Here is a 26,921-nt window from a genome sequence, read left to right as displayed (position 1 = left end):
ACGACGCATGGTTACAGGATCGGCGCAAACAGCGTGGCCACGTGCATCGCCACGCGGCGCAGCGTCGGCGCGGCGGTGTATTCGCTGCGCTCGATCTGGCAGGCCTGCGCGAAGTCCGCCTCCAGCATGCGCGTCACGCTGGCGGCAAAATCGCGGTCCGCGGTCATCACCATCAGTTCGAAATTGAGCCGGAACGAGCGGTTATCGAGATTTGCGCTGCCGACCGCCGCGGCCTCATCGTCGATCAGGATGACCTTCTGGTGCAGGAAGCCCGGCTGGTAGCGATAAAGCTTCACGCCCGCACAGACGGCCCGGTAGGCATACAGCGTGGAGGCGGCGAACACCACGAGATGGTCGGGGCGCGCCGGCAGCAGGATGCGCACGTCAACCCCGCGCAGCACCGCCAGCCGGAGTACGGCGAACACGGCCTCGTCCGGCACGAAGTACGGGCTGGTGATCCACACCCGCCGGCGCGCCGCCTGGATCGCCTCGACGAAAAACAGCGAGCAGGTTTCCTGCGCGTCCGCGGGGCCGGACGGCACCACCTGGCAGGTCATGCCCCCGGCAGGTGCTGCCGGCGGGGGCAGCAGCATGGGCACCTCCCGCGCGGCCCAGAACCAGTCTTCGGCAAACACCATCTGCAAGTCCAGCACGGCGCTGCCGCGGATCTCGATATGCGTGTCGCGCCAGGGCGCCAGCGGCGGTTTTTGCCCGAGGTACTCGTTGCCGACGTTGTGACCGCCCGTAAACGCGCACTCCCCATCCACCACCACCAGCTTGCGGTGGTTGCGGAAATTGAGCTGAAAGCGGTTGACAAAGCCGCGCCGCGTGGCAAAGGCGCGCGCCTCTACCCCTGCGGCCAGCAGCACCTTGACGTATTGGCCCGGCAACGCATGCGAGCCGATGCTGTCGTAGAGGAAATACACCTTCACGCCCGCGGCAGCGCGTTCGCACAGCAGGCTCTGCAGGCGCCGCCCAAGCGCATCGTCGTGGACGATGAAGAACTGCACGATCACCACCTGCCGCGCGGCGGCGATCGCCGCAAAGATGGCCTCGAACGTCGCCTCGCCGTTGACCAGCAGCCGCACCGCGTTGTTGGCCAGGCACGGCGTGCCGGTCAGCCGGGGCAAGGCGCGCAGGTAAGGCTGCGGGGGCGAGTGCACCACGCTGGCGTCGCGCGCCTCGCGCTCGTGCGGCTCCATCTCGTGCGTGACCTCGCGCAGCCGGTCGTTATTGAAGCGCCGGGCATTCACGTAGCCGGCAAAACTGCTGCTGCCGAGGATCAGGTACGGGATCAGCGTGAAGTACGGCATCATCACCAGCGAGCCGGCCCACGCGATGGCGCCGGGCGCGGTGCGCACCGTCATCACAGCGTGCAAAGCCGCAACGACGCCAAGCAGATGGAACGCCAGCACGATCGCCGCGACGAGGGAGGGGCTGAGCATGATTGTTGGATTTCGCCTTGGCGGAGCCAGACCACAATGGCTAGCATTCTGGCATAGCCGCGGCCCGGGGGCAGGCAGAATTTCCCCACAGGCGTTAAGCTTGCACGCCTTACCGCGTTACCGCCTGACCGCCAGCCATATCAAGGAAGACCGCAATGTCAGAGTTCAAGATGGAATACCGGCGCCTGGGCGCCAGCAACCTCAAGGTGTCGGCCTTGTGCCTCGGCACCATGATGTTCGCCGACCAGACCGACGAAGCCGAGGCCGGCCGCATCGTCGATAGCGCTCGCGCGCACGGCGTCAACTTCATCGACACCGCGGACGTGTATAGCAAGGGCGGCTCCGAGCGCATGGTGGGCAAGCTGCTCGCCGCCGACCGCCATGACTGGATCCTGGCCAGCAAGCTCGGCAACCCGATGCAGGCTGCGCCCAACCATTCGCACTACTCGCGCGTCTGGATCCTGCGCGAAGTCGAGCAAAGCCTGGGCCGCCTTGGCACCGACTACCTCGACATCCTCTACCTGCACCGCGACTACCCCGGCGAAAACCTGGAAGAAGCCGTGCGCGCCATGGGCGACCTGGTCCGTGCCGGCAAGATCCGCTACTGGGCCTTGTCCAATTTCCGCGGCTGGCGCATCGCCGAGGCCGCACGCTTGTGCGACCAGCTGGGTGTGCCGCGCCCGGTGGTTTGCCAGCCTTACTACAACCTGCTCAACCGCATGCCCGAGGTGGAAATCCTGCCGGCCTGCCAGCACTTCGGCCTTGGCGTGGTGCCCTACAGCCCGATCGCGCGCGGCGTGCTCACCGGCAAGTACCTGCCCGGCCAGCAGCCCCCGCAAGACTCACGCGCGGGCCGCGCCGACCGCCGCATGATGGAAACGGAATTCCGCGAGGAATCGCTGGTGATTGCCCAGACGCTGAAGGCGCATGCCGATGCGCGTGGCCTCAAGCTGGGCCAGTTCGCTACCGCCTGGGTGCTGGCCAACCCGATTGTCAGCTCGGTGATTGCCGGGCCGCGCACGCTGGCACAGTTCGAGGATTACTTTGACGCCGTCGGCGTGCCCATCTCCCCCGAAGAGGAGGCCCTGGTCGACCAGTTGGTGCGGCCCGGACATGCCTCCACGCATGGCTACAACGATCCGAACTATCCGCTGACCGGGCGACCGGTTCCTGCAGCCTGAATCCCGGGCTTGCCGCAATGTTCTTCAATGGGTTGCCTGGAGAGATAGTCATGCCGCAAGCCCCTGCGCTGATCGATACACGCTGAAAACCGTGCTCGCGCTCTCGGGGGGCAAGCCGTCGGCGCCGGTTATCCTGGGCCGCTTGAGCCTGCTGATCTGGAATCGGATCAACTGGCTTGCGCGTATGGCATCGCCGTTTCCCTCACCATGCTGATGACGTCCGTGCAGCTGTTTATCGCCATGCGCGATACTACATTGGCCTGGAAACCATCGTGCTGCGCGAGGGCGATAGCCGGATGCCGCACTGGCAAGGCAAGCTGTTCGCCTTGATGGTCAGGAACGGCATGCACGTTACCGATCTTTTCCGGCTGCCCAGCAATCAGGTGGTGGAGATTGGCCGCCGCGTCTCGATCTGACAATCTGACGATCACGCCCCCCTGCCGGCCAACGCATTGCAATACGCACCTACCTTCATGACCAGCCTCTCTGCCGCGCTTGCTGCCTTGCACGCTGCAGCACTGAATTTGTCCGCCTCCACGGTCGCTGGCGAGGCGTCACCCGCCTTCCTGTTCAAAATTTAGGCAGCCCGATACATAACCGCCACCATTGGCCAAGCGCGGCACGTCAAGCGCGGTTATCCACACAAGCTGTGGATAACACGATCCGGCAATCGTGGACAAAATGTGTACGTGCACCGCAACAATCGACCGTGGGCTGGTGCGATGCCGGTCGCCTTGTGGCTTGGCGCCCCGCTGCTTTGGGAATTTTCTGCCCGTCCTTGCAGATTGTTCCAGGTGATATCCCTCGCGCCGCGGACTATCCTGCCTGAGTCGCCTTGCGGGCAGCCGATGCGCGCACCGGCCCTGCGAACCGCGTCAATGCCAGATGGACAATTCCTATGAAGATCGCACTGCTAGCGGATCTGTCGCTGCAGGCCAAGGCCATTGCAGATGCCCTCGCTCGCGCCGGCGTGCCTTGCCACACCTACCCCGCAAGCGCGGAGCTTTTCCGTGGCATTGACCAAGCCGGCTACGACGTCCTGCTGATCGACCACGACCTTGCCGACATGCCTGCCGTGGAAGCCGTGCGCGCGGTGCGCGGCGCCTGGCGCAGCGAAGTGCCGGTGATGGTGGTTTCCCACCAGCGCGACGAAGACTCGGTCGTCAATACCTTGCAGGCGGGCGCAGACGACTACATGATCCGCCCGTTGCGCGCGCGCGAGCTGGTGGCCCGGCTGCACGCCCTGCAGCGCCGTGCCGCCGCGCGCCGGCAAACGCCGAGCCCGGACCTGGCGGTCGGGCTCTATTCACTGGACTGCCTGGCGCACGAGGTCGTGTTCCAGGGACGCCGGCTCACGCTGCCCCGCAAGGAGTTCGAGCTGGCAGCGTTGCTGTTTGGCAGCGTCGGCCGGGTCTTGTCCCGTGCCCATATCGAACGCGCAATCTGGGGCTGTCCGCTGCCACCGTTGTCCCGCGCCCTGGCGAGCCTGGTATCGCGCCTGCGCAGGGCACTGGGGCTCCACCCCCGCAATGGGCTGGTCATCACGGTGGTGTATGGCAAGGGATATCGCCTGGATGAGACCGGCGGGCGGCTGCCTCGGACTGGCCCGCTCAGCACTGGCTGAGCACCGGGTGCGGCGCCGGCCTGCCGAGGTAGTAGCCCTGCCCGAAGGGCACGCCGAGATCGCGCAGCACCGCCAGTTCATCGGCATCCTCGATGCCTTCGGCGATCACTTCGCCGTCCAGCGCCTTGACCAGGGCCAGCACCGTGCGCACGACCTCAAGCCGGCGCGAGCACGTGCCGATGCCACGCACCAGCGACTTGTCCAGCTTGGTGTAGTGCGGCGCGAGGTGTACCAGCCGGTCGAGATTGGCGTGGCCGGTGCCGAAATCGTCCAGCGCATGCTGCATGCCCAGCTCGCGGAGCACGGCCATGGCCTGCCCGAAGCGCTCCGCGTCCTCGATGGGGGTCTGCTCGGTCACCTCGATCACGACCCGATCCGGCGCGATGCTGTTCGCCACCAGGGCCCGCATGGCACGCCCGCCGTTGGCCAGCAGGTAGCGCAGCGCCATGGCGCTGAAGTTGAGGAACAACTTGCCGCGCAAGCCATTCGCCAGGCACGCGGACAGCCCGGTGCGCGCCGCCCGCAGCTCCAGCTCGATGGTCTCGGCCTCGTCGCGGGCCAGGCGGAACAAGGCGTCCGGCATGGCCAGCGGCGACTCGGCGGGCCCCCTGACCAGCGCCTCGTAGCCCAGCACATGGCCGGTCCCGAACACCACAATAGGCTGGAAGACGGCGTGGAGCGGCGGCAAGCGTAGCCGCAGCACGGGCGCGCCGCCCAGGGGGTAGGCAATCTGCATGGACGGAGTGAACGTGACGTGGGGAGGCGCGGCGCCAGGCGCAAGAAGCTGGTGAGCCAATGTGACTCGCCCTCTATTGCATGTCAGCCATGTGTCACGCGGATGACAAAGCCGATTACCCCTGCGCAATGGCGGGATGTCATTAATGCGTCACAGATGGCGGCGAGCATGCAGCCCACAACAAAGTCATGCCGTCACCCGTGGTAAGCCGGCGCTGCAAACCGGAGCGCGAGATGGCGGCACCCCAGGGTCAGCATATGGGCCGCGTGGTCCATCGGAGTCTCAACCGTGTTGCAAGCCATCCACCTTCGCCTTCCACGCCGCGCCGGCCGGCGCATGCCCGCCTGGCTGGGCCGGCTTCCCCTCAGCGCGCGCATGTGCGTGGCATTTGCGCTGGTCTATGTGTTCGGCGCCGTGGTGGGGCTGACGGGCATTTTCAGCCTCGTCTCGGTCAAGCAGATGACAGATACGCTCTATCAACGCGATATGCAGGGCGCCATCGCCGCGGAGCGCGCACAATCGGCGCTGGCCCGGCTGGGCCGCGCCCAGCTTGCCCTGACCATGGCGACCAGCAGCACCGAGCGCGACGGCGCAACCGCCGACATCGATGGCGCCCTCGCCCGCCTCGACCAGGCACTTGGCACCGTGCGCACGGCCGCACCCGCCCAGGCCACCGCGCTGCAAGCCGAACGCAACAGCGCCGCGGCGATGCTGCGTGACTATGTCACGTTGCTGCGCAAGCAGCCGCTCGATGCCCTGCAGTTCGACAGCGCCGTTTCGGTCGACGGCCATTTTCTTGGCGAGCAATTGCAGAAGCTGGCCGATCTGGTCGAGGTCACGCGCGAGCAGCAGGAGCGGCAGGCCGCCGCTACGGTAGCCACCGTGACGGCCAGCCAGTTGCGCGGCCAGGCCGTGATGGTTGGCATGCTGGTGGCTAGCCTTGGGGCGGCCGCCGCACTGGCCTGGTTTGCCTCGCGCCTGCTGCACTCGGAACTGGGCGGCGAGCCGGCGGACGCGGCCAAGGTGGCCAGCCGCATCGCCTCGGGCGACCTGCAGCAAGCCGTGCGCGTGCGCGCCGGAGATGACCACAGCCTGATGAGCCTGCTGGCGCGCATGCGCGACCAGCTCGCCGGCGTGCTGGAAGGGATCCAGCGCTCCGCCGCCGAGATCGCCGCGGCCAGCGAAGGCATCGCCAGCGGCAACCACGATCTGTCGCGCCGCACCGCGCTGCAGGCCACCGCGCTGGCCGCCGCCGCCGACAGCGTCGAGCGCCTCACCGCGCTGGTCGGCCAAGCCCACGCCCAGGCCACCGAATCGAGCGCCATGGCACGCCAGGCACGCGAAGCCACCGACGCCGGCATGGCGGTGGTGAGCGAGATGAGCGGCGCCATGGACACGGTGAACCAGCACTCGCGCAATATCGCGGAAATGGTCGAAGTGATCGAGAGCATCGCCTTCCAGACCAACATCCTGGCGCTCAACGCCGCCGTGGAAGCAGCCCGCGCGGGCGAGGCCGGGCGCGGCTTCGCCGTGGTGGCGCAGGAGGTGCGCGGGCTGGCGCAGCGCAGCGCCAACTCCGCCCGCGAGATTCGCACCACCATTGGCCAGGCCAGCTCGGAGATCGCCCGTGGGGCACGGCTTAGCGGGCAAGTAGTCAGCGCGATGAGCGGCATCGAGCAGGCGGTCGGCCAGAGCCATCAGTTGGCCGAACGCCTGTGCGGGGTGGCTGACGAACAAGCGCGCGGCATCCGCTCGGTGGGCGAGGCAGTGGCCCAACTCGACCAGACCAGCCGGCAGAACGCCGAGCTGGTCGAAGCCGTTACGGCGCAGGCGGCCAGCCTGGATGAGCAAGCGGCAGGCCTGTCGGCTGGGGTCGCGCGCTTCCGGTTCTGAGGCCGGATGATCCATGTTCTGCAATGCAGAACATGGATTCCACAGTGCAGTTGACGTGTAAGGTGATCGGTGGGAGTATTCCGCCATCGAAAAATCCGGCGGCCCACGCCGGACGCCTGACCTGGAGACTGTGATGAGTAGCACCCCCACGCCCGCCGCGCACGCACCGGCTGCCACTTCATTTTCCCGCCTGCACCAGACCATCGGCCCCTGGGTCCAGAGCCACCCCGAGCGCGTGGCCCTGATGGACGCCGAGCGGTCCCTGCGCTACGGCGAGCTGGACGGCGCCATTGCCGAAACCGCCCGCGCACTGGCTGGCGTCGGCGTGCGCGGCGGCGATCGCGTGGTGCTGGTGACCGAGAACAGCGTGGGCTGCGCGGTGCTGATCCTGGCGCTTAGCGCGCTGGACGCATGGGCCGTGCCGGTCAATGCCCGCCTGTCCGCCCGCGAGATCGACAACATCATCGAACACTCGGGCGCGCGCATCGCGCTCTACCTCGACAACGCCCATCCCGAAGCGCGCGAGCACGGCCTGGCGCGTGGCGCGCAACCGGCCGAGTGGCCGCATGCGGGCAAGCTGCTGCTGGGCGCGCTCAATGCAGCCGCCGTGGCTGAGCCGGTGGACGCAGCAGCGCGCGACCAGGTCGCCGCGCTGATCTACACCACTGGCACCACCGGCGCCGCCAAGGCCGTGATGCTGACGCACGCCAACCTGATGTTCATCGGCCGCTCCAACCGCCTGCAGGCGCGCGTGCAGCCGGGCGACCGGGTCTACGGCGTGCTGCCGATCTCGCACGTCTACGGTCTGTCCGTGCTGCTGGTGGGCCCGCTCTCCAACGGCGCCACGGTGTTCTACGAACCGCGATTCCGCCCCGAGAAGCTGGCGCACGCGCTGGTCGCGCAGCGGCTCACTGTGCTGCATGGCGTGCCCGCCATGTATGCCAAGCTGATCGAATGGAGCCGCGCCCAGGCAACGCCGCTGCAAGCGAGCGCGCTGCGCATGGCGCAATCCGGTGGCGCGCCGCTCACCGCCACGCTCAAGGCGGCGTTTGAAGCGAGCTTCGGCATCATCCTGCACAACGGCTATGGCATGACCGAGACTTCGCCCACGGTCTGCCAGACCCGGGTGGAGTCGCCGCGCACGGATTGCTCGGTGGGCCCGGTGGTGCCTGAGGTGGAGATCCGCCTGGGCGAGCGCCTGCCCGACGGCAGCGGCGAGCTGCTGGTGCGCGGCCCCAACGTGATGAAGGGCTACTACCGCCGAGCCGACCTGACCGCGCAGGTAATCGACGCCGACGGCTGGCTGCACACCGGAGACCTGGCGCGCATCGATGCCGACGGCGCGGTCTCCATCGTGGGGCGCTCCAAGGAAATCATCATCCACTCCGGCTTCAACGTGTACCCGGAGGAGGTCGAGCAATCGATCAATGCCTACCCGGCCGTGCTGCAGTCTGCGGTGGTGGGACGCGCGGTAGAAGGCAACGAGGAAGTCATCGCCTTTGTGGAAGTGCGCGAGGGCATGACGCTGGACCAAGCCGCGCTGCGCGCCTTCCTGCGTGAGCAGCTGTCGCCCTACAAGATGCCGGCGGAGGTCCGGATCGTGGCCCACCTGCCGGCCGCACCGTCCGGCAAGATACTCAAGGCCAGGCTGCGCGAGCTGCTGGCCAGCGCAGGCTGAGACGCAAGCTCAGCCCCAAGCCAGCCGAGGCCGCCCATGTCCGAACCGCAGACCGAAGATCCACAGCACGAAACGCAAGTGCAGCAGCACATGCAGCAGCATATGCAGCTGCACAAGGAAGACCGGCATTTCGTGACCGCGCTGGCGCGGGGTCTCGATGTGCTGGCGAGTTTCCGCAGCTTTGAGACGCGGCTGGGCAATGCCGAGCTGGCGCAGCGCTGCGGCCTGCCCAAATCCACGGTGTCGCGCCTCACGCATACGCTGACGGAGCTGGGCTACCTGCGGCTGGACCCGGAGCAGGCCAAGTACCAGCTCGGCAGCTCGGCGCTGGCCCTCGCGCCGGCGGCGCAGCATGGCGTGGATGTGCTGGCGGTGGTGCGGCCGTTCATGCAGGAGCTGGCCGACCTGTCCCAGGGCGTGACGTCACTGATCGTGCGCGATCGGGCGCAGATGCTGATCTTCGAGAACTGCCAGTCGGAGTCGTACCTGACGTTGCGGGTGGCGGTCGGCACGCGCATTTCGGGGCTGACCTCGGCCGCGGGGCGTGCCTACCTGCAAGCGTTGCCCGGCGCGGAACAACGGCAAGCACTGGCCGCCTTCCGGCAACAGGAAGGGATGGACGGCGCCAGTGCGCAGGCCATTGCGCAGCGCAGCCGCGCGGAGGTGGAGCGTCAGGGCTGCACCACGTCGTTTGGCGAATGGCTGCCGGACATCAACTCGATCGCCGCCGCGTTCCGGCCCGGCCCCGCGCTGCCGCCGATGACTTTGTCGTGCAGCGGGCCCACCGCCATCGTGCCGGCCGCGCTACTGCTTGAGACAGTGCGCCCGCGCCTGCTCGAGAGCATTCGCGGCATCGAAGCGGCGCTGCGCGCGCAGGATCGCTAGGCACCCGCGTTCTGGCGCCCTTTTGGCCTATTTTTGACGCCCCGATGGCGGTGGCCGTGATCAGGCCCTGCGGCTTGCATGTCATGATTCGCACCACGCCGTCACGCCGTCACGCCGCCACGCCGCCACGCCGCCACGCCGCCACGCGCCTCACGAACCCACCGGGACCAGACCATGACCACATTGATTGCCGCCGACGCCACCGCTGCTGCCACGGCGCTGAGCCAACAGGACCTGCGCCTGCTGCGCGAGGCCATCCGCCTGTCGGAGGCGTCCCGTGCCCGCGGACGCCATCCTTTTGCGGCGCTGGTGGCGGACGCCGACGGCAATGTCATCGCCAGCGCCGGCAACAACTCGATGCCGCCCGAGGGCGACCCCACCCAGCATGCCGAACTGGCCGCCGCGGCCGAAGCCGCCCGCAAGCTGTCGCCGCAGGCGCTCGCCAGCGCCACGCTCTATACCAGCGCGGAGCCCTGCTGCATGTGTGCCGGCGCCATCTACTGGTGCAACATCGGGCGGGTGGTGTACGCGCTGTCCGAACACCGGCTGCTGACGCTGACCGGCGCGCACCCCGAGAACCCCACCTTCTCGCTGCCCTGCCGGGAGGTTTTCGCACGCGGGCAGCACAGCGTCGCCGTGCTGGGCCCCGCGCTTGAGGACGAAGCGGCGCGGGCGCACGCGGGCTTCTGGCAGGACAGCCCAGCCGTCAGCGCCTCCACCATCAGCGACAGCGCGTAGCCCTTATGGCCGGCAAACTGGCTGCGCAAGTCGGCCAGCGTGGCATCGGTCATGGGCGTCTCCTGTCTTGTATTTTTTTGCTTTTTGTCTTCTTTCGTCAGTCCGCGATCCGCATCGCCGGGGTGATCTGGCGCGGGTCCGTGACCAGTTCCAACACGGCGGGCTTGCCCGCGGCCTGCGCACGCGCAAAGGCCGCGGCGAAATCTTCCGTCTGCGTCACGCGCTCCGCCCAGGCCCCGCACGACCGCGCCATCGCCACAAAATCCGGGCTCGGGATGTCCGTGCCGCTGACGCGCCCGGGATAGCGCTTTTCCTGGTGCATGCGGATGGTGCCGTACATGCCGTTGTTGACCACCACCACGATCAGGTTGGCGCCATACTGCGCGGCCGTGGCCAGTTCCTGCGGGTACATCAGGAAGCAGCCGTCGCCGGCGAAGCACACCACGGTGCGCTGCGGGTCGCGCAGCTTGGCGGCAACCGCAGCAGGCAGACCATAGCCCATGGCGCCGCAGGTGGGTGCCAGCTCGGTGCGCGGCTGGCGATAGGCGTAGTAGCGATGCAGCCAGACCGTGTAGTTGCCGGCGCCGTTGGTCAGCACGGCGTCGTCGGGCAAGATCCGGTCCAGGTGCGCGACCACCGCGCCCATGTCCACGCCGGTGAGCTGCGGGTGCGGCTTGGCGGGGGCCACGAAGGCGCCATGCGCGGCGCGCGCGGCGCTGGTCCAGTCGCCCCAGCGCACCGCCGCTGGCGGCGTCAGCGCGGCCAGCATGGCGGCGCCGGGCTCGATGCCCGCATGGATGGCCAGCTCGGGCTGGTAGACGCGGCCCAGCTCGGCGCTGTCGGCGTGCAGGTGGAACAGGCGCTGGCGCGGCTGCGGGGCCTCCAGCAAGGTGTAGCCGTCGGTCGCGATATCGCCCAGCCGCGTGCCGAAGGCCAGGATCACGTCGGCCGTGCGCACGCGCTCGGCCAACGCCGGGTTGACCCCCAGGCTGAGATGCCCAACGTAGTGCGGGTCGCGATTGTCGAATACGTCCTGGCGGCGAAAGGCACAGGCCACCGGCAGGTTCCACCGCTGCACGAAGGCCGCAAAATCGGCCGCCGCCTGCGCGCTCCAGTTAGCGCCGCCGGCAATCACCAGCGGGCGCTCGGCCCCGGCCAGCGCCGCAGCGAGCGCATCGGCATCGGCCGCGCGCGGTGCCGCCGCCACCGGGCGGTAGCGGCCGGTATCGGCCACCTCGCACAGGCCGTCCAGGACGTCTTCCGGCAGGGAAATCACCACCGGCCCCGGCCGGCCCGAAGTCGCGCACTGGAACGCGCGTGCCACCAGTTCAGGAATACGAGCCGGATCCTCGATCTCCACCACCCACTTGGCGATGGAGCCGAACATGGCGCCGTAGTCGACCTCCTGGAAGGCCTCCCGTCCCTTGTGGCCGCGAGCGATCTGCCCAACGAAGAGCAGCATCGGCGTGGAATCCTGCGCTGCGATATGCACGCCAATGCTGGCGTGCGTGGCGCCCGGGCCGCGCGTGACAAAGCAGATGCCCGGGCGGCCCGTGAGCTTGCCGTCGGCCTCGGCCATATTGGCCGCGGCGCCCTCATGCTTGCAGACGATCAGGTCAATGGCGGGCTGGTCGTGCAGCGCGTCGAGGACATCCAGGAAGCTCTCACCCGGCACGCAGAAGATACGCTGCGCGCCGTGGATGCGCAGCGCGTCCACCAGGACCCGGCCGCCGGAGCGCGCCGCCGGCTTGGCGGAGGAGGAAGTGGAAGGCAAGGTAGCTGCAACGGATTGGCTGGTCATGGCAGAAGGAAAATGGTGCAGTGCGATCAAGCCGGAGCCGGAACGGGAGAGATCCGGAACCTCCAGGAATGGAGCGATTGTTACGTCGCGAACGCTTTGGGCGCCTGGCTTCAGGCGCATTTCTGTTATGCGTAAAACGCAAGGCTACTACCACGGCACGCGTGTAGCCTGTTGCCAGGCGATCCCACCCTGCCACATGCGCCGCTTGCCAGAGCATAGCGGCCGCGTCACGCAGCGCAAAGGACGATGGCCCAGACAAAAATACAATGGAGACCAAGACATGCTTCTGCACCTGCGGCCCTTGCGGGCCGGCCAGCCAGCCCATCCGTCCCATCCCGCTTCCCACGCCGCTTTCCGCTGCGCTTCCCACGTCGTTTCCCGCGCTATTTCCCGCGCTGTTTCCCAATCTCGCCTCGCCTGTGGCCTGCTCGCCTGCGCCCTGGCCGCCGTTGGCGCGCTGCCGGCCCATGCACAGGACCCCTGGCCGGCCAAGCCGGTCAACTACGTGGTGCCCTTTGCCGCGGGCGGCACCACGGACGTGCTCGGCCGCCTGATCGGCCAGCGCCTGTCGCAGATGATCGGCCAGCCGGTGGTGGTGGAGAACCGCGCCGGCGCGGGCGGCAACATCGGCTCCGACTATGTGGCCAAGGCCGCGCCGGACGGTTACACCCTGGTTGGCGGCACCATCAGCTCGCACTCGATCAATGTGAGCCTGTATCCGAAGATGCCTTACGACCCGATCAAGAACTTCCAGCCCGTGGCCCTGATCGGCACCCTGCCCAACCTGCTGGTGGTCAACGCCAACAGCCCGTGGAAGACCGTGCAGGACGTGATCGCCGCTGCCAAGGCCAAGCCCGGCGCGGTCTCCTTCGGCTCGGCCGGCAACGGCACCTCGCAGCACCTGGCCGGCGAGCTGTTCTCCAGCATGGCGGGCGTCAAGCTGCTCCACGTGCCGTTCAAGGGCAGCAGCCCGGCCGTGCAAGCCTTGCTGGGCAACCAGGTCGATGTCTTGTTCGAGAACAGCGTGGCCGCCATGCCGATGATCCAGTCCGGCAAGTTCCGCGCGCTGGCCACCACGGCCGCCAAGCGCGCCCGCGAACTGCCGGACGTGCCGACCGTGGCAGAAGCCGGTGGCCCGAAGCTGCAAGGCTACGAGATCGTTTCCTGGCAAGCCGTGTTTGCCCCCGCTGGCACGCCTGCACCCATCGTCAACCGCCTTGCCGCGGACATCGGCAAGATCATCCAGGAGCCCGACATGCGCGCCCGGCTGGCCTCGCTCGGGATCGAGCCGTCCGGCGCCGGCCCGGCCGAATTGGGCGCGTTCCAGAAAAGCGAGGTGGCCAAGTGGGCGCAGCTGATCAAGAGCGCGAACATCCGGCCGGAATGACGCCGGTGCATGGCTCGCATGGCTTGCCGGGTACCCAAGCCGGGCCCGGCGGCTTATCATGGGGGCCGCCATGTTCCACCGATTTCCCCGTCGATCTCCCCACCGATCTCCCCTCTTCTTCCGAACCCCAAGCCCATGAGTGAACACCGCATCCCGACGCCAGCCCTCCATCAATGGGTGGTCGATCTCTGGCGCGCCGCCGGCTCCGATGCCCGCGAGGCCCGCCTGACCGCCGACCACCTCGTCGGCGCCAACCTGTCAGGCCACGACTCGCACGGGGTCGGCATGATCCCGAAGTATGTGATGTCCTGGCAGGGCGAGCAGCTTCAACTGAACCAGCGCGTGAGCGTGGTGCACGAGGCTGGCGGCATCCTCAGCCTGGATGGCAATCGCGGCATGGGCCAGGCGGTGACCGAGGAAGCCATGGGCCTGGCCATCGAGCGCGCGCGCGAACACGGCGTATGCGTGCTGGGGCTGCGCGCCTCGCACCACCTGGGCCGGGTTGGGCACTGGGCCGAGCAGGCTACCGCTGCCGGCATGATCTCCATCCACTTCGTCAATGTGCTATCCAAGCCGATCGTGGCCCCGCATGGCGGCTATGAGGCGCGCTACGGCACCAACCCGTTCACCATCGGCGTGCCGGTGGCCGGCGGCGAGCCGCTGGTGATGGATTTCGCCACCAGCGCGATCGCGCTGGGCAAGGTGCGCGTGGCCAACAACAAGGGCGTGGCGGTGCCTCCGGGCTGCCTGCTCGACACCGAAGGCCACCCCACCGACGACCCGGCCGTGATGTTCCCGCCCGCGGGCGAGGCGCAGGGCGCGCTGCGCCCCTTTGGCGAGCACAAGGGCTACGTGCTGGCGGTGATGTGCGAACTGCTGGGCGCGGCGGTCACCGGTGGCCACACCATTCGCCCAGAAACCCTGACCCACGAGCACGCGGTCTGGAACAATATGCTGGCCATCGTGTTCGACCCCGAACGCCTGGGCAGCAGCACCACCTTTGGCCATGAAGTGCAGGCCTTCGTCGACTGGCTGCGCTCGTCGCACCTGCAGCCCGGCACCGATGCCATCCTGCTGCCCGGCGAGCCGGAACGCGCCTGGCGCCGCGCCCGCGCCGAATTCATGCCGGTGGACAGCGGCACGCTGGCCCAGCTTGACGACGCCGCGGCGCGCGTGCAGGCAGCGCGCGGCAAGTCGCCCGGCCCGCTGTCGCGGCTGGCGGTGGACTGATCCCCCCGCCCCGGCAACTCACCGAAACCTTCAGGCCCAGCCACCATGCCCCACCTCATCATTGAAATCACCGAAAACACCCGCCTCACCTGCTCGCAGGAAGAACTGCTGGACGAGGCCAATGCCGCGCTGCTGGCCTCCGGCCAGTTCGGCGAGCCGGACATCAAGTCGCGCTGCATCACGCTGACCTCCTACCGCCAGGGCACCGAAGCGCGCGAGCGTGCTTTCGTCCATGCGCGCCTGCACATCCTGGACGGCCGCGACCTGGCCGTGCGCCAGGCACTGAGCCAAGCGATCTGCGAGGTCATTGCCGACGCGGTGCGCCCGGCCAACGCGGAAGACAGCGTGCAGGTCAGCGTGGAGGTGGTGGAGATGGAACGCGCCAGCTTCACAAAACAGATCGTCAGCGGATCGCACTGACCCGCCAGACCCGCCAGACCAGCAAGCCATCTGGCATCGGCGATGGCCCCGCAGCCGGCCAAAGGCTGCATGTTGGGCCACACCGCCCTGGCAGAGCGGGGTCACCGGCTGACCCGCTCGCTTCCCAGACTGAAAACAGGAACACCATCGTCATGTCCTCCCTCCCGAACTCCACTTTGCCCTCGCCCCTGCCCAACCGCTTTCGTGCCGATGTGCTGGCGCACAAGCGCGTGATCGGGTGCTGGTGCTCGCTGGGCAACGCCACCACCACCGAGATCCTCGGCCTGGCTGGCTTCGACTGGCTGCTGCTCGACGGCGAGCATTCGCCCAACGACGTGCTGACCTTCATCCCGCAGTTGATGGCGCTGCAAGGCAGCGTGAGCGCGCCGGTAGTGCGCCCGCCCGCCAACGATCCGGTGCTGATCAAGCGCCTGCTGGACATCGGCTTCTACAATTTCCTGATTCCCTTTGTGGAGAGCGCCGAGCAGGCCGGGCGCGCGGTGAGCGCCACCCGTTACCCGCCGGCGGGCGTGCGTGGCGTATCGTCGGCCCAGCGCAGCAACCGCTATGGCACGGTGCCGGAGTACTTCAGCCAGATCAATGACAATATCTGCGTGCTGGTGCAGATCGAAAGCCGCAAAGGCGTGGACGCGGCCGACGAGATCTGCGCGGTCGATGGGGTCGACGGCATCTTTATCGGCCCGAACGACCTCGCGGCCGCCTACGGCCACCTCGGCAACCCCAACCATCCCGAAGTGCAGGCGCAAGTGGCGCGCATCTTCGCGGCCGCCAGGCGCGCCGGCAAGGCCGTGGGCACGCTGACACCGGTAGAAGCCGACGCGCGCCGCTACCTGGACATGGGCGCGAGCTTCGTGGCGGTGGGCGTGGACCAGGGTCTCTTCCGTACCGCGACGCAGGCGCTGCGCGATCGTTTCGGCGGCTAAGCGTCGCGATGAACTCCGAGGACCTGGCCTGCTTCGTCTGCGTCGCCAACACGCAGAGCATCTCGCGCGCCGCGCTCGAAATGGGCGCGGACCAGTCCACCGTAAGCCGGCAGATCGCCCGGCTGGAAGCCGCGCTGGACACCCGCCTGTTCCACCGCAGCGGGCGCGGCGTAGTGCTGACCGAAGCCGGCCAGACGTTGATCGTCTATGCGCGGCAAGTAGCGGCCACGCTGGCCGAAGCCCGCGAAGCCATCCGCGCGTCGTCGGCGCAAGGCCCTGCGCAACTGGTGATCGCGGCGCAGCCCACCATCGCCAACACCGCATTCGCCAGCATCGGCACCGCGCTCAAGCAACGTTTCCCGGCGACCAAGGTGCGCTTTGTCGAAGGACTGGCCAGCCCCGTGCTCGCCTGGCTGGCGGCTGGCGAGATCGACGTAGCCCTGCTCTACCTGCCCGAGCAGCAAGGGGCGTTGAAGGTCGACATCCTGCTGGAAGAAGACCTGACACTCGTCACGCCGACATCCTGGAGCCACCTCGGCCCAACCTTTCCCGTGCGCCGCCTTGGCGAAGTGCCGCTGATCCTGCCCAGCACGGGACACGGCCTGCGCGTGCTGGCCGAATCGCTCGCTGCTCGCGCGGGCACCAGCCTGCAACTGGCGCTGGAATGCGACGCGTCCAATACCGTATCGATGCGCCTGGTGGAAGACGGCTGCGGCGCCACCCTGCTGCCGTTTGCCGCGGTCGCCGATCGCGTAGCGCAAGGCCGGCTGCATTCAGCCCGGCTGGTGGAACCGGTGGTGACGCGGCAGGTGGCGCTTGCCACCGCGCGTAACCGCACACCGGTGCCGGAATTGTGGGACATCATGCAGACGGTGAGGCAGTCTGTGCGCAATATCGTGATGTCGGGAGCGTGGCCGGGGGCGCGGTTGATCTGACACCCCGGATTCCGGCTACCTGTTGCCGCCTTGAAGATTTTGCAACCGCCGCCTAGGCTCGATGCCTGAAGCCAACGCTTGGGAGAACGCCCGTGCACGCCGACCAACTCCGCACTCTCCAGGCCCCGCTCAAGGAAACGTACCGAGAACACCCCGAGGCTGCCTTGATCACCTTGCGTGCATCGAGCCGCCTGGGCGAGGGCGTTACCTGCAACGTCGAAACCGGCAAGGCGCTGGTCGAAGCCGGCCTGCATCCAGCCACCGGCGGCACCGGGCTGAGCGCCTGCTCTGGCGACATGCTGCTGGAAGCCTTGGCCGCCTGCGCTGGCGTCACGTTGAATGCGGTGGCTACCGCGCTGGGCATCGTGCTGCGCGACGCGCGCGTGCTGGTGGAAGGCGACCTCGATTTTCGCGGCACGCTTGGCGTGAGCAAGGACGCCGCCGTGGGCTTCCGCTTGATCCGGATACGCTTTGAACTGGATACCGACGCGCGGGCCGAGCAGCTCGAATCGCTGCTGCGGCTGACCGAGCGGTATTGCGTGGTGTACCAGACGCTCGCCGGCGGCACGAAGATCGACGTGACCCATGCCGTCGGCTCGGGGCCGGCGGCATAGCGGGTGGGGAAGCGCTCAGGGCTTGATGTTCTGGTTGTGGCGGAACAGGTTGTCGGGGTCGTACCGCCGCTTGACCTCGACCAGCCGGGCATGGTTCGGCCCGTATGCGGCGCCGACGCGATCGCCCTCTTCCTGCGTCAGGAAGTTCACGTATACCGAGCCAAGCGCGTACGGCGCCGCGGCCTGGAACACCTCGCGCGACCAGGCAATGCAGGCGGCGTCGTCAGCCGGCTCGGTCCAACGTCCGTGCACGTTCATGACGTAGTTGGCATCGCGATTGGGGTAAGCCATGGCGTCTGCCGCGACCCGGTTGGTCTGGCCGCCCATGGCGCCAATGAAGATCTCGGTGTGCGGCGAGGGCAGCTTGTTGACGTAATCCGTCAACAACGTGAGCAGGCCATCGTCCAGCCCGGCGAAATTGTGCGATTTCCAGTAGTTGCGCGCCCCCGGCGTGAGCAGAGGATCGAACGCCTGCTGCCAGGCGGTAAACGGCATGGGCCCGACATGCTCGCCGTAGGGCGTGCCGAGATGGCGCAATGGCTCGACCAGTTGCGGGCCGTTGGCTGGCGGCCCGATGTAGCAGATGGCCAGGGCCACGATGGGCTTGCCATGGGTCTGCGGCGGCAGGAACGGCAGTGGCGGCGCGAGCCGCATCACGGCCCACACGGTCAGCTCGTCGGGCATGCCGTCGAAGCGCTCGCGCAGGGCTTGCAACACGGCCACGCCCTGCTCCAGCGGATAGACGATCAGGCCACCATATATTTCCGGGCCGACTGGCCGCAGGGCGAACTCGAACATGGTGACCACGCCGAAGTTGCCGCCGCCGCCGCGAATGGCCCAAAACAGGTCGGGATGCTCGGTGGCGCTGGCGTGCACCAGCTTGCCATCGGCTGTCACCACCTGGGCGCTGACCAGGTTATCCACGGTGGTGCCGTACTTGCGGCTGATCCAGCCAAAGCCGCCGCCCAGGGTGAGTCCGGCCACACCGGTGGTGGAGTTGATGCCAAGCGGCGTGGCAAGGCCGAAGGCCTGCGCCTCGTGGTCGAAATCACCCAGCGTGGCACCGGGCTCCACATAGGCGCGCAGCGCGGTGGGATCGATCCGCACGGATTTCATGCCCGACAGGTCCAGCGTAACGCCGCCATCGCAAAGGGCCAGGCCGCCGATATTGTGGCCGCCGGCGCGTACCGACAGCGCCACGCCATTGGCCCGCGCGAACGCTACGGTATCGATGACATCGGCCGCGCCGGCGCTTTTGACGATCAGCGCGGGCCGGCGGTCGATCATGGCGTTCCAGACTTGCCGCGCCTGGTCATAGCCCGGCTCGCCAGGTTGCAGCACCTGGCCTCTCAGTTTCGACTTCAACCCATTGACCAGCTCACTCGACAGATCTGCCATGATGCACCTCGCGACGGAATCCCGGATAGGGGTCCGGCCACGGCACTGGCCGCGCGCCACCAGGCAAGGCTTGATCCGTCTCCGGCGTCATGTCGGGGAGAGGATGGCATGGCGAATTGAAGGGGGGGACGGCAGCAGGCGTGGCAGCCAGGAGAAGGGCCGAATCCTTCCTCATTTAAGGTTGGCCTCGAACGAATGTAAAGCGGCCGGGACACGGGTCCCGGCCGCTTATCGCCGCATCGGTTCTTGCTTCGTCGGTGTCAGCTAAACCGATTCTCTGGTCAAAGATAAACCGATTCGCTGGACTTTTCTGATGGGTCAGGTGCTCAAGGCGCCCTTCGCGTAAAGCAATTCGCTGGATTTCATGCACGGCCCTAACCCGCGGTGCTTTATCGCATACAAAGCCGTATCGGTCTGCTGGCAAACTGCAAGCGCTCTACCAACTGTATGCCCGCGTCGGTCATTCTGGGCTGGTCCTTACCAGCGGCGGAGGGTCAGGGCAGGTGGCGTCGTGTCTCGGCGCTGCAAATGTCGTCCAAGTGCCGGAATGCAGGCGCGATCTTGTCACAGTCCAAGGCACCGACACCGTACTGGTCAAAGAACACCCGCCACTCCCGCACGACAGCCCAAATCCCCGCGATCAACTCTCCAGCGCGCGCAGTGCTGATCGAGAACCGCTGGCACCCGGCCAGCGCGTTGTCGATCGTCGCGCTCCGCCCTTGAGGCCCGATTTCGAGGTGCAACTGGCGTTCGGTAGCGTGCGAAGGCCGTGGCAGCACGTCGTAGAGCGGGCTCAGCCGCCAGCCGGGCAACCGCGGATCCCAGATGAACCCATGGTTGCGCAGGTGGTCGTCGTCGTTGGTCACTAAGATATTGAACACCATGCGCTTGAACAGCTCTTCGTTGTCGGCGCGAACGATGGCCGTATGGCAGTATTTACGAATCGCCGCGGCCAAATCGGAGTAGGCCTTTGTGCGCGATTCCGTCTCATCGCAACCGATCAGGGTCAGGCCGCTGACAAATGCCATGCGGCGCTCCGTTCTGGTTGCCGCAGGCGCCAGCAAGAGATCCGTGTTTGCCTGCGGCATTACCCCGCGGTCGAGCCAGTACCGGTCAAACCGGCGGATCATCATGAGGCGGCGATCGCCGAGCATGCGGGTCTCCACAGCAGGGACGTTTAGCCCGGCTTCCTTGGCCAACAGCAACGACGCAGTCTCGATGAGGGGAACGTCGAAGGCGTCGGTTTTGCTGGGGAACTTGGCCAGGACCAGGTGACCAGCGTCGTCCCGGATGGTGGCCTTCGGCCGAGCGCCACCCAGGCCGGTGCCCTGCACGAAGATCAGCTCGAGGTTGGCCGGGACAGGCAGTCCTTCTTCGATACGCTCTGCGGCCTCCATCAGATACTCGATCGCGTAAATATTGCCCACCGCGCTCGCAGGAGGAGTATCGATGTCCGAGCGAATGTCCAGCGCACCCACGCGGTCGCTACCCGCGTGCAGCAGGTACTGCGACTCCGGCAGGCTATTCGCGGGCACCTTGAGCTTGGCCTCAATCACCCGGCGCCCCCACGAATCCGGCGCCGCGTCGCGGATGCCACCGAAGCCCGTCAGCGCGTTCACGGGCAGCAGCAGCCGGCCCTTTATCGGCTCCCCGTGAATGCCGAGGCTCACGGGGTCAACTTCGATTGCATCCGGACGATCCAAATATCTGAGGCCGTAGGCAAAGCGCGAGGCGAGCAGCGCCGAGCCCTCCTCTGTCATGGTGAGCTGGCCACACGGCGCCCAAGCTTCGCCCAGACAAGCGAAGGTCATCAGTTGCTGGTCTCTTGCCATCGGAACGAGTCCTCAAAAGTCGAGGTTCTGGAGCTCTGAGGCAGACAGATCCCGGACGCGCCGGGTTGCTTCGCGTGACTGAAGCGCCTTGAGTGCTGGATCGGTCTCCGCCAGAAGGCTCGCAAGTGTTGCCCCTGGAGAGATAGCGTCCAGATAGCGAAGCACCTGGCCGAATGCGAGGCCTGGATCACCCTTCTCAATCCGATAGGCCGTGTTGCGAGAAAGCCCCGCGCGCACAGCCGCATCGGCTTGCTTGATATGGCGAGCCTGACGTAGCCGGGCCAGCAACTGGCCAACTTTGGCCGATTGCTGAGCCATAGCTGGAGAGAGGACAGAGGACTGGGAGACTTTCATGTTCGGAAAATCGCTCGCAAAAGCGATATTGCTCGATTTAACGAACATTGTATGGCACGGAATTGGAGGAATCAATATGCTCGTAAAACAGTGCACTACATACTCAATACTCGATTTTAGAGGCTTTAGAGCTTGAAAATGTGCGGCAAGCTGTCTCTGGAAGGGAGCTGCGGCGTGGCTCACCTGCCGGCCGAGAGCTTTCCTATGGACCGGCCAAATTGGCACCCGCGGGCACCTCCAGATCCGCCAGCGCCATGGGCCGCGCTGGCCGGGCCAACGGGTCAGGTCACCGGCGCCGGGTTGAACAGCACCAGCGAATTGTGCAGCTTATGGTGCTCGGCCCAAGTCTTCTTGCGCCCGCTCGCCACATCCAGCATCAACCGGAACAACTCCCAGCCCACATCCTCGATGGTGGCCTCCCCGGTGGCAATGCGGCCCGCATTCACGTCCATCAGGTCGTGCCAGCGGCGTGCCAGATCGCTACGCGTTGCCACCTTGATCACCGGCACTTCGGCCAGGCCATACGGCGTGCCGCGGCCGGTGGTGAACACGTGAAGGTTCATGCCGGCGGCCAATTGCAGGGTGCCGCAGATAAAGTCGCTGGCGGGCGTGGCCGCGTAGATCAGGCCCTTTTGCTTGAGCTTCTCGCCGGGGGAGAGCACGCCGGTGATGGCCGTGCTGCCCGACTTGACGATCGAGCCCATGGCCTTCTCGACGATATTGGACAGGCCGCCCTTCTTGTTGCCGGGCGTGGTGTTGGCGCTGCGGTCGACCCGGCCCTTTTCCAGGTAGCGGTCGTACCAGTCCATCTCGCGGATCATGGCCTGCGCCACTTCCGGCGTGGCGGCGCGCGCGGTGAGCTGGTCGATGCCATCGCGCACTTCAGTGACTTCCGAAAACATCACGGTGGCGCCGGCGCGCACCAGCAAGTCGGTGGCAAACCCCACGGCGGGATTGGCGGTCACACCCGAAAAAGCATCGCTGCCGCCGCACTGCACGCCCACCACCAGCTCCGAGGCCGGGCAGGTTTCGCGGCGGCGCTGGTCCAGCCTGGCCAGGTGCGTATGCGCCATTGCCATGATGGAATCGATCATGCTCTCGAAGCCGACGTGTTCGTCGTCCTGCAGGCACACCACGCCAACATCCAGGCCGCCAGGCAAGCTGCCGGCCGGCAGCAGGCGCTCCGGCTGCAGCTTCTCGCAACCCAGGCTCACCATCATGGCGGTGCCGCCGAAATTCGGGTTCAGCGCGATATTGCGCAGCGTGCGGATCGGCACGATCGCGTCCGGCGCATCGATGGCCACGCCGCAGCCGTAGGTGTGCTCCAGCCCCACCACGTCGTCCACATTGGGATACTGCGGCAGCAGCTCGGCCCGGATGCGCCGCACCGCATGCTCCACCACGCCCGACACGCACTGCACGGTGGTGGTGATGGCGAGGATGTTGCGGGTGCCGACCGAGCCGTCCGGATTGCGAAAGCCCTCGAAGCTATAGCCTTCCAGCGGCGGCAGCGGTTCCGCCACGCGCGTGCCGACAGGCAGGTTGTCCAGCCCGGGCGCCACCGGCATCTCGATCACGCGCTCGTTGACCCAGCTGCCCTTGGGCAGGTCGCGCAGGGCGTAGCCGATCACCACGTTGTAGCGCACCACGGCATCGCCGGCCGCCAGGTCCACCAGCGCCACCTTGTGGCCCTGGGGCACCCGCTCGCGCAGCGTCAGCCCGCAGGGAAATACCGTGCCCTCGGGCAGGCCGCCATCGTTGGCGACGATCGCCACGTTGTCCAGCGCGTGGATGCGGATGTACAGCGCAGTGCCCTGCACCTGCGCAGCCGGCTGCGAACCGCCTGGCTGCTCTACTTTGATATCGATCACCGACATGTCTTTTTTCCTTGCGAAACACTTGGCCGCTGCGCCGCAGTGGCGCCCGCGCAGCAGGCACCACGCAATTCAGGGATTTCAGGGATGCTTGAGCTCGACGCGCTTGATTTCCTTGACGATCACCAGGTAGCTGATCACCGTCACCAGCGCGTTGGCGCCGACAAAGACCAGCGCGCCATTGAAGGAGCCGGTGGTGCCAAGGATATATCCGATCACGATCGGCGTGACGATGCCCGCGATATTTCCGAACATGTTAAAGATGCTGCCGGCCAGGCCAATCACTTCCTTCGGTGCCGTATCCGCCACCACGGCCCAGCCCAGCGCGCCGATGCCCTTGCCGAAAAAGGCCAGTGCCATGAAGCCCACCACCAGCCACTCGCTATCCACGTAGTTGCAGGCAATCATGCTGACCGACAGCAGCATGCCGGCGACGATCGGCACCTTGCGAGCCACCGTCAACGAATAGCCGCGGCGCAGGAACCCATCGGAAATCACGCCGCCCAGCACGCCGCCCAGGAACCCGCAGATCGCCGGCAGCGACGCGACAAACCCCGCCTTCAGGATCGACATGCCACGGGCCTGCACCAGATACACCGGAAACCACGTCAGGAAGAAGTAGGTCAGCACGTTGATGCAGTACTGGCCCAGGTACACGCCCAGCAGCATCCGATTGGAGAGCAGCTGGCGCACATAGAACCAGCGCGTGCCGGAGGCTTCCTTGTCCTTCTTGCCAGCGTCGCCGCTCATCTCGATCAGGCCGCCGCCCTGCTTGATGTAGTCAAGCTCGGCGCGATTCACGCCCGGATGGGTCGCTGGGCTACGCACCACCTTGAGCCAGAGACCGGCCAGCACCATGCCCAGCGCGCCCATCCACAGATAGACGTGGTGCCAGCCCAGCGCGTGGGTCAGCCAGGCCATCAGGGGCGTAAACAGCACCGCGGCAAAATACTGCGCGGAATTGAAGATGGCCGAGGCCGTGCCGCGCTCGGCCGTGGGAAACCAGCTGGCCACAACCTTGGCGTTGGCCGGGAACGCCGGCGACTCGGCCAGGCCCACGGCAAAACGCAGCACGAACAGCGTGGTCACGGCCGCGCCAACGGTGGCGAATACGCCGATAAAGCCCTGCAGCAGGGTAAAGAACGACCACAGGAAAATGCTGCAGGCATAGATACGGCGCGCGCCAAAGCGGTCCAGCAGCCAGCCGCCCGGAATCTGCGCCATCACATAGGCCCAGCTGAAGGCCGAGAAGATAAACCCCATCTGCACTGCATCGAAGCCGAACTCCGAGCGCATTGCCGGGCCGGTGATGGAAAGCGTGGCGCGGTCGGCATAGTTCACCGTCGTCACCACAAAGATCATCAGCAGGATCCAGTAACGGACGTGGCTGCGACGGGTGGCCTCGCCGGCCACGTTGATGGTATTGCTGAGATTCATGGTGTCTCCTGCACGAGCCGGATTGGAGATGGGGCCGTCTTACGTCGTACGGCACGCGGCCATCTCGCAGACTTAGCCGGCTACGTGATATGTCATCGTATGACTTGGATTATAAGCACCAGGTTTCATCGGCAACATTGAGTGTTTACCCTAACTCGAAGGCAGCGACCCTGGGGAGGGTGCGTTAGCCGTTGCAGCGGCGCGGCCGGTCCGGGTGCGTCGACCGGAAGATGCCATGCCCCCAAGCTTTCAGGCACCTTTCAAGAGGGCTTCACGCGATTCTGCCACGCGCATTCCATTCCGCGTCCGGACAGTTTTACCCCCTGCCCTGTCTCTTCATGCTGTCTCTTCATATTGACGGACACTGGCAAAGCCGAGTGCCGAAGCCCTTTGCCAAAACAAAAGTACTTGCACATTCAAACCTCTAGTTGTACGATGACGTATCTCGAAATTGTGCAGACGAAAGTCATGTACAAGAACCACTGAACCAACACCGCCCTTGCGGGTATCAGGACCAGCCATCATGACCACACCACAAGAACTCAAGCAGATCGTCTCGGAAGGCCTGCTTTCCTTCCCCGTGACCGACTTCGACGCGCAAGGCAACTTCCGCCCCGAGACCTATGTAGAGCGCCTGGAATGGCTGGCCCCCTACGGCGCCACCGCCCTGTTCGCCGCCGGTGGCACCGGTGAGTTCTTCTCGCTGACGCCGGACGACTACACCAACGTCATCCGCACCGCGGTGGAAACCTGCGCAGGCAAGGTGCCCATCCTGGCCGGCGCCGGCGGCCCGACCCGCATGGCCATCGCCTACGCCAAGGAAGCGCAGCGCCTGGGCGCCAAGGGTATCCTGCTGCTGCCGCACTACCTGACCGAAGCTTGCCAGGACGGCATTGCCAACCATATCGAAGAAGTCTGCAAGTCGGTCCACATCGGCGTGATCGTGTACAACCGCGGCAATTCCCGCATCAACGCGGACATGCTCGAACGCCTGGCCGACCGCTGCCCCAACCTGATCGGCTTCAAGGATGGCGTCGGCGAGATCGAAGGCATGGTCCGCATCCGCCGCAAGCTGGGCGACCGCCTGTCCTACCTGGGCGGCCTGCCCACCGCGGAAGTCTATGCCGCCGCCTACAAGGCGCTGGGCGTGCCCGTGTACTCGTCAGCCGTATTCAACTTCATCCCCAAGACGGCGATGGACTTCTACCGCGCGATTGCCGCCGACGACCACGCCACCACCAACCGCCTGATCGACGAGTTCTTCCTGCCCTACCTCGACATCCGCAACCGCCGCGCAGGCTACGCGGTGAGCATCGTCAAGGCCGGCGCCAAGCTGGTCGGGCACGATGCCGGCCCGGTCCGCGCGCCGCTGACGGATCTGGACGAGCAGGAACTGGCGATGCTGGATGCGCTGATCAAGAAGCTGGGGCCGCAGTAATCCAGACAGGCTTGCCCAGCCAACCGCCGCAGGCGCGGCTGGCGCAGGCCTGCGCCGTTCGCGCCAATGACACCAAGGCAACGCCACCAGACTATTGCGCGGCGTCAGCCTGCGCGCCCGCCCCGCGCCCGCCCCAGTTCCCCGCCTGGTTCTCCAGCCGTGCGCGGATGAAGTCCATCAGCGTGCGGGTGGCCAGCGTGGGAAACCGATTCGGCGCGGTCAGCATGTAAATGCTGTCGCCCACGCCTTCGGGCTCGTACTCGGGCAGCACCTCCACCACTTCGCCACGCCCGATCTGCTGCCACACGGCGTAGCGCGGCAGCAAGGCAACGCCGAGCCCTGTCATCATCGACTCGAGCAGGAAGGGATAGTCGCCGGACTGGATGCGCGGGGCGACCCGCAGGATCAGCGGCGTGCCGGCCAGCTTCAGCTTGAGATCAAAGCGCCGGCCCAGCGACGCCGGTGCGATCAGGTCGCAATGGGCAAGATCCTCCGCGCGGCTGACCGGCCCGTGCTCCGCCAGGAACACGGGCGATGCGCACAGGCACCAGCCTACCGCGCAAATCCTGCGCGCCACATGATCCTCCGGCGGCAGGGAGGTGATCTTCAACGCCACATCCACCTCGGCGCAGATCAGGTCGCCGATATAGTCATTGATCAGCACGCGCAGGGAGATGGCCGGATATTGCCCGGCGAACTCCAGCAACACCTGCGCCAGGTACAAGTGCCCGAGCCCAGTGGGCAGGCGGATCCGCACATCGCCGCGCACGGTCTGGCCGAGACTGTCGATGGAAGTGCCCGCCGCTTGCAGCTCATCCAGCATGCGCACGCCGTGCGCATACAGCAGCCGCCCGGCCTCGGTCAGCTCCACATGGCGGGTGGTGCGCCGCATCAGTTGCGCGCCCATATGTTGCTCCAGCGCCTTGAGCCGGCGCGAGACATTGGAGCGGGTCATGCCGCCGCGCGCGGCGGCGGCCGTGAGCGTTCTGGATTCCACCAGCGTGACGAACAGCCGGATCAGGTTCAGGTCGAAGCTGGGATTATTGTCAATCATGAGTCAACACGGGTGGCACAGGC

The 26,921-nt window shown here is 66.6% G+C and carries 23 protein-coding genes; 14 read left to right on the top strand and 9 right to left on the bottom strand.

Annotated features, from left to right (window positions below; genetic code table 11):
* Positions 1-11 precede the first annotated feature (11 nt).
* Positions 12-1,445 (bottom strand): cardiolipin synthase, encoded by a 1,434-nt coding sequence (gene cls, locus RR42_RS29180; RefSeq protein ID WP_144409987.1) that lies wholly within the window; start codon positions 1,443-1,445, stop codon positions 12-14.
* A gap of 155 nt (positions 1,446-1,600) precedes the next feature.
* On the opposite strand from cls, the gene RR42_RS29175 reads away from it, so the two are divergent.
* The 3 genes from RR42_RS29175 to RR42_RS29170 all read left to right on the top strand — a co-directional run bounded on the left by RR42_RS29175 (position 1,601) and on the right by RR42_RS29170 (position 4,250).
* Positions 1,601-2,626, top strand: a complete 1,026-nt coding sequence (locus RR42_RS29175; RefSeq protein ID WP_043355103.1) for an aldo/keto reductase — start codon at positions 1,601-1,603, stop codon at positions 2,624-2,626.
* 272 nt (positions 2,627-2,898) lie between these two features.
* Positions 2,899-3,042, top strand: coding sequence for a KUP/HAK/KT family potassium transporter (locus RR42_RS40665; RefSeq protein ID WP_162484921.1), 144 nt, complete (start codon positions 2,899-2,901; stop codon positions 3,040-3,042).
* 482 nt (positions 3,043-3,524) lie between these two features.
* A complete protein-coding gene (locus RR42_RS29170) occupies positions 3,525-4,250 on the top strand; it encodes a response regulator transcription factor (RefSeq protein ID WP_043355101.1) in 726 nt (241 codons plus the stop codon).
* Here RR42_RS29170 and RR42_RS29165 read toward each other — a convergent pair.
* Positions 4,237-4,986, bottom strand: coding sequence for an EAL domain-containing protein (locus tag RR42_RS29165; RefSeq protein WP_052495051.1), 750 nt, complete (start codon positions 4,984-4,986; stop codon positions 4,237-4,239). The genes RR42_RS29170 and RR42_RS29165 overlap by 14 nt on opposite strands.
* A gap of 288 nt (positions 4,987-5,274) precedes the next feature.
* Between RR42_RS29165 and RR42_RS29160 the strand changes: the two genes are divergently transcribed.
* From RR42_RS29160 to RR42_RS29145, 4 genes are all read left to right on the top strand, one after another.
* A complete protein-coding gene (locus tag RR42_RS29160) occupies positions 5,275-6,879 on the top strand; it encodes a methyl-accepting chemotaxis protein (protein WP_043355100.1) in 1,605 nt (534 codons plus the stop codon).
* A gap of 133 nt (positions 6,880-7,012) precedes the next feature.
* Entirely contained in the window at positions 7,013-8,557 is a 1,545-nt protein-coding gene (locus RR42_RS29155) for a class I adenylate-forming enzyme family protein (RefSeq protein WP_052495050.1), read from the top strand.
* 36 nt (positions 8,558-8,593) lie between these two features.
* A complete protein-coding gene (locus RR42_RS29150; RefSeq protein ID WP_236702225.1) occupies positions 8,594-9,442 on the top strand; it encodes an IclR family transcriptional regulator in 849 nt (282 codons plus the stop codon).
* A 174-nt stretch (positions 9,443-9,616) separates the two neighbouring features.
* Complete coding sequence (locus RR42_RS29145) at positions 9,617-10,180, top strand: nucleoside deaminase (protein WP_052495049.1); 564 nt, start codon at positions 9,617-9,619, stop codon at positions 10,178-10,180.
* A 97-nt stretch (positions 10,181-10,277) separates the two neighbouring features.
* On the opposite strand, the gene RR42_RS29140 is transcribed toward RR42_RS29145, so the two are convergent.
* Positions 10,278-11,981 (bottom strand): thiamine pyrophosphate-binding protein, encoded by a 1,704-nt coding sequence (locus tag RR42_RS29140; protein ID WP_052495278.1) that lies wholly within the window; start codon positions 11,979-11,981, stop codon positions 10,278-10,280.
* A 280-nt stretch (positions 11,982-12,261) separates the two neighbouring features.
* Here RR42_RS29140 and RR42_RS29135 point away from each other — a divergent pair, with 280 nt between their 5' ends.
* The 6 genes from RR42_RS29135 to RR42_RS29110 all read left to right on the top strand — a co-directional run bounded on the left by RR42_RS29135 (position 12,262) and on the right by RR42_RS29110 (position 17,511).
* The gene (locus RR42_RS29135; RefSeq protein WP_144409986.1) at positions 12,262-13,368 is read left to right on the top strand and encodes a Bug family tripartite tricarboxylate transporter substrate binding protein; all 1,107 of its coding nucleotides are present in this window, start codon (positions 12,262-12,264) and stop codon (positions 13,366-13,368) included.
* A gap of 135 nt (positions 13,369-13,503) precedes the next feature.
* Positions 13,504-14,598: a malate/lactate/ureidoglycolate dehydrogenase gene (locus RR42_RS29130; protein ID WP_043355098.1), complete on the top strand. Its 1,095-nt coding sequence runs from the start codon at positions 13,504-13,506 to the stop codon at positions 14,596-14,598.
* Between the two features lie 45 nt (positions 14,599-14,643).
* Positions 14,644-15,018 (top strand): 5-carboxymethyl-2-hydroxymuconate Delta-isomerase, encoded by a 375-nt coding sequence (locus RR42_RS29125; protein ID WP_043355096.1) that lies wholly within the window; start codon positions 14,644-14,646, stop codon positions 15,016-15,018.
* A gap of 152 nt (positions 15,019-15,170) precedes the next feature.
* On the top strand, positions 15,171-15,962 hold the full coding sequence (garL, locus tag RR42_RS29120) for a 2-dehydro-3-deoxyglucarate aldolase (RefSeq protein WP_052495048.1): 792 nt from the start codon (positions 15,171-15,173) through the stop codon (positions 15,960-15,962).
* A gap of 8 nt (positions 15,963-15,970) precedes the next feature.
* Positions 15,971-16,897 carry a LysR substrate-binding domain-containing protein gene (locus RR42_RS29115; RefSeq protein WP_043355092.1) on the top strand — a complete coding sequence of 309 codons (927 nt, stop codon included), beginning with the start codon at positions 15,971-15,973 and terminating at the stop codon, positions 16,895-16,897.
* 92 nt (positions 16,898-16,989) lie between these two features.
* Positions 16,990-17,511 carry an OsmC family protein gene (locus tag RR42_RS29110; protein ID WP_043355090.1) on the top strand — a complete coding sequence of 174 codons (522 nt, stop codon included), beginning with the start codon at positions 16,990-16,992 and terminating at the stop codon, positions 17,509-17,511.
* A gap of 15 nt (positions 17,512-17,526) precedes the next feature.
* Here the strand turns inward: RR42_RS29110 and RR42_RS29105 are convergent, their stop codons facing one another.
* From RR42_RS29105 to RR42_RS29085, 5 genes are all read right to left on the bottom strand, one after another.
* Positions 17,527-18,909: an FAD-binding oxidoreductase gene (locus tag RR42_RS29105; RefSeq protein WP_043355089.1), complete on the bottom strand. Its 1,383-nt coding sequence runs from the start codon at positions 18,907-18,909 to the stop codon at positions 17,527-17,529.
* 494 nt (positions 18,910-19,403) lie between these two features.
* Complete coding sequence (locus RR42_RS29100; protein WP_052495047.1) at positions 19,404-20,741, bottom strand: type II toxin-antitoxin system HipA family toxin; 1,338 nt, start codon at positions 20,739-20,741, stop codon at positions 19,404-19,406.
* 12 nt (positions 20,742-20,753) lie between these two features.
* On the bottom strand, positions 20,754-21,143 hold the full coding sequence (locus RR42_RS29095; RefSeq protein ID WP_236702224.1) for a helix-turn-helix domain-containing protein: 390 nt from the start codon (positions 21,141-21,143) through the stop codon (positions 20,754-20,756).
* A gap of 233 nt (positions 21,144-21,376) precedes the next feature.
* A complete protein-coding gene (garD, locus tag RR42_RS29090) occupies positions 21,377-22,972 on the bottom strand; it encodes a galactarate dehydratase (protein WP_419188917.1) in 1,596 nt (531 codons plus the stop codon).
* A 78-nt stretch (positions 22,973-23,050) separates the two neighbouring features.
* Positions 23,051-24,406 carry an MFS transporter gene (locus RR42_RS29085; protein ID WP_043355088.1) on the bottom strand — a complete coding sequence of 452 codons (1,356 nt, stop codon included), beginning with the start codon at positions 24,404-24,406 and terminating at the stop codon, positions 23,051-23,053.
* 523 nt (positions 24,407-24,929) lie between these two features.
* Between RR42_RS29085 and kdgD the strand changes: the two genes are divergently transcribed.
* On the top strand, positions 24,930-25,844 hold the full coding sequence (kdgD, locus tag RR42_RS29080; RefSeq protein WP_043355086.1) for a 5-dehydro-4-deoxyglucarate dehydratase: 915 nt from the start codon (positions 24,930-24,932) through the stop codon (positions 25,842-25,844).
* Between the two features lie 91 nt (positions 25,845-25,935).
* Here kdgD and RR42_RS29075 read toward each other — a convergent pair whose 3' ends face one another.
* Positions 25,936-26,898, bottom strand: coding sequence for a LysR family transcriptional regulator (locus tag RR42_RS29075; RefSeq protein ID WP_043355083.1), 963 nt, complete (start codon positions 26,896-26,898; stop codon positions 25,936-25,938).
* Positions 26,899-26,921 lie beyond the last annotated feature (23 nt).

The sequence above is a fragment of the Cupriavidus basilensis genome, assembly GCF_000832305.1.
GTDB classification, from domain to species: Bacteria; Pseudomonadota; Gammaproteobacteria; order Burkholderiales; family Burkholderiaceae; genus Cupriavidus; species Cupriavidus basilensis_F.
The sequence above is the reverse complement of the archived record's forward strand: the minus strand, read 5'-3'. Positions and strand labels throughout refer to the sequence as shown.

Bases quoted from the DNA above. Each gene is read 5' to 3' on its own strand.
- cls (WP_144409987.1), bottom strand. From the start codon at position 1,445: ATGCTCAGCCCCTCCCTCGTCGCGGCGATCGTGCTGGCGTTCCATCTG.
- RR42_RS29175 (WP_043355103.1), top strand. From the start codon at position 1,601: ATGTCAGAGTTCAAGATGGAATACCGGCGCCTGGGCGCCAGCAACCTC.
- RR42_RS29170 (WP_043355101.1), top strand. From the start codon at position 3,525: ATGAAGATCGCACTGCTAGCGGATCTGTCGCTGCAGGCCAAGGCCATT.
- RR42_RS29165 (WP_052495051.1), bottom strand. From the start codon at position 4,986: ATGCAGATTGCCTACCCCCTGGGCGGCGCGCCCGTGCTGCGGCTACGC.
- RR42_RS29155 (WP_052495050.1), top strand. From the start codon at position 7,013: ATGAGTAGCACCCCCACGCCCGCCGCGCACGCACCGGCTGCCACTTCA.
- RR42_RS29150 (WP_236702225.1), top strand. From the start codon at position 8,594: ATGTCCGAACCGCAGACCGAAGATCCACAGCACGAAACGCAAGTGCAG.
- RR42_RS29145 (WP_052495049.1), top strand. From the start codon at position 9,617: ATGACCACATTGATTGCCGCCGACGCCACCGCTGCTGCCACGGCGCTG.
- RR42_RS29140 (WP_052495278.1), bottom strand. From the start codon at position 11,981: ATGACCAGCCAATCCGTTGCAGCTACCTTGCCTTCCACTTCCTCCTCC.
- RR42_RS29135 (WP_144409986.1), top strand. From the start codon at position 12,262: ATGCTTCTGCACCTGCGGCCCTTGCGGGCCGGCCAGCCAGCCCATCCG.
- RR42_RS29130 (WP_043355098.1), top strand. From the start codon at position 13,504: ATGAGTGAACACCGCATCCCGACGCCAGCCCTCCATCAATGGGTGGTC.
- RR42_RS29125 (WP_043355096.1), top strand. From the start codon at position 14,644: ATGCCCCACCTCATCATTGAAATCACCGAAAACACCCGCCTCACCTGC.
- garL (WP_052495048.1), top strand. From the start codon at position 15,171: ATGTCCTCCCTCCCGAACTCCACTTTGCCCTCGCCCCTGCCCAACCGC.
- RR42_RS29115 (WP_043355092.1), top strand. From the start codon at position 15,971: ATGAACTCCGAGGACCTGGCCTGCTTCGTCTGCGTCGCCAACACGCAG.
- RR42_RS29105 (WP_043355089.1), bottom strand. From the start codon at position 18,909: ATGGCAGATCTGTCGAGTGAGCTGGTCAATGGGTTGAAGTCGAAACTG.
- RR42_RS29100 (WP_052495047.1), bottom strand. From the start codon at position 20,741: ATGGCAAGAGACCAGCAACTGATGACCTTCGCTTGTCTGGGCGAAGCT.
- RR42_RS29095 (WP_236702224.1), bottom strand. From the start codon at position 21,143: ATGTTCGTTAAATCGAGCAATATCGCTTTTGCGAGCGATTTTCCGAAC.
- garD (WP_419188917.1), bottom strand. From the start codon at position 22,972: ATGTCGGTGATCGATATCAAAGTAGAGCAGCCAGGCGGTTCGCAGCCG.
- RR42_RS29085 (WP_043355088.1), bottom strand. From the start codon at position 24,406: ATGAATCTCAGCAATACCATCAACGTGGCCGGCGAGGCCACCCGTCGC.
- kdgD (WP_043355086.1), top strand. From the start codon at position 24,930: ATGACCACACCACAAGAACTCAAGCAGATCGTCTCGGAAGGCCTGCTT.
- RR42_RS29075 (WP_043355083.1), bottom strand. From the start codon at position 26,898: ATGATTGACAATAATCCCAGCTTCGACCTGAACCTGATCCGGCTGTTC.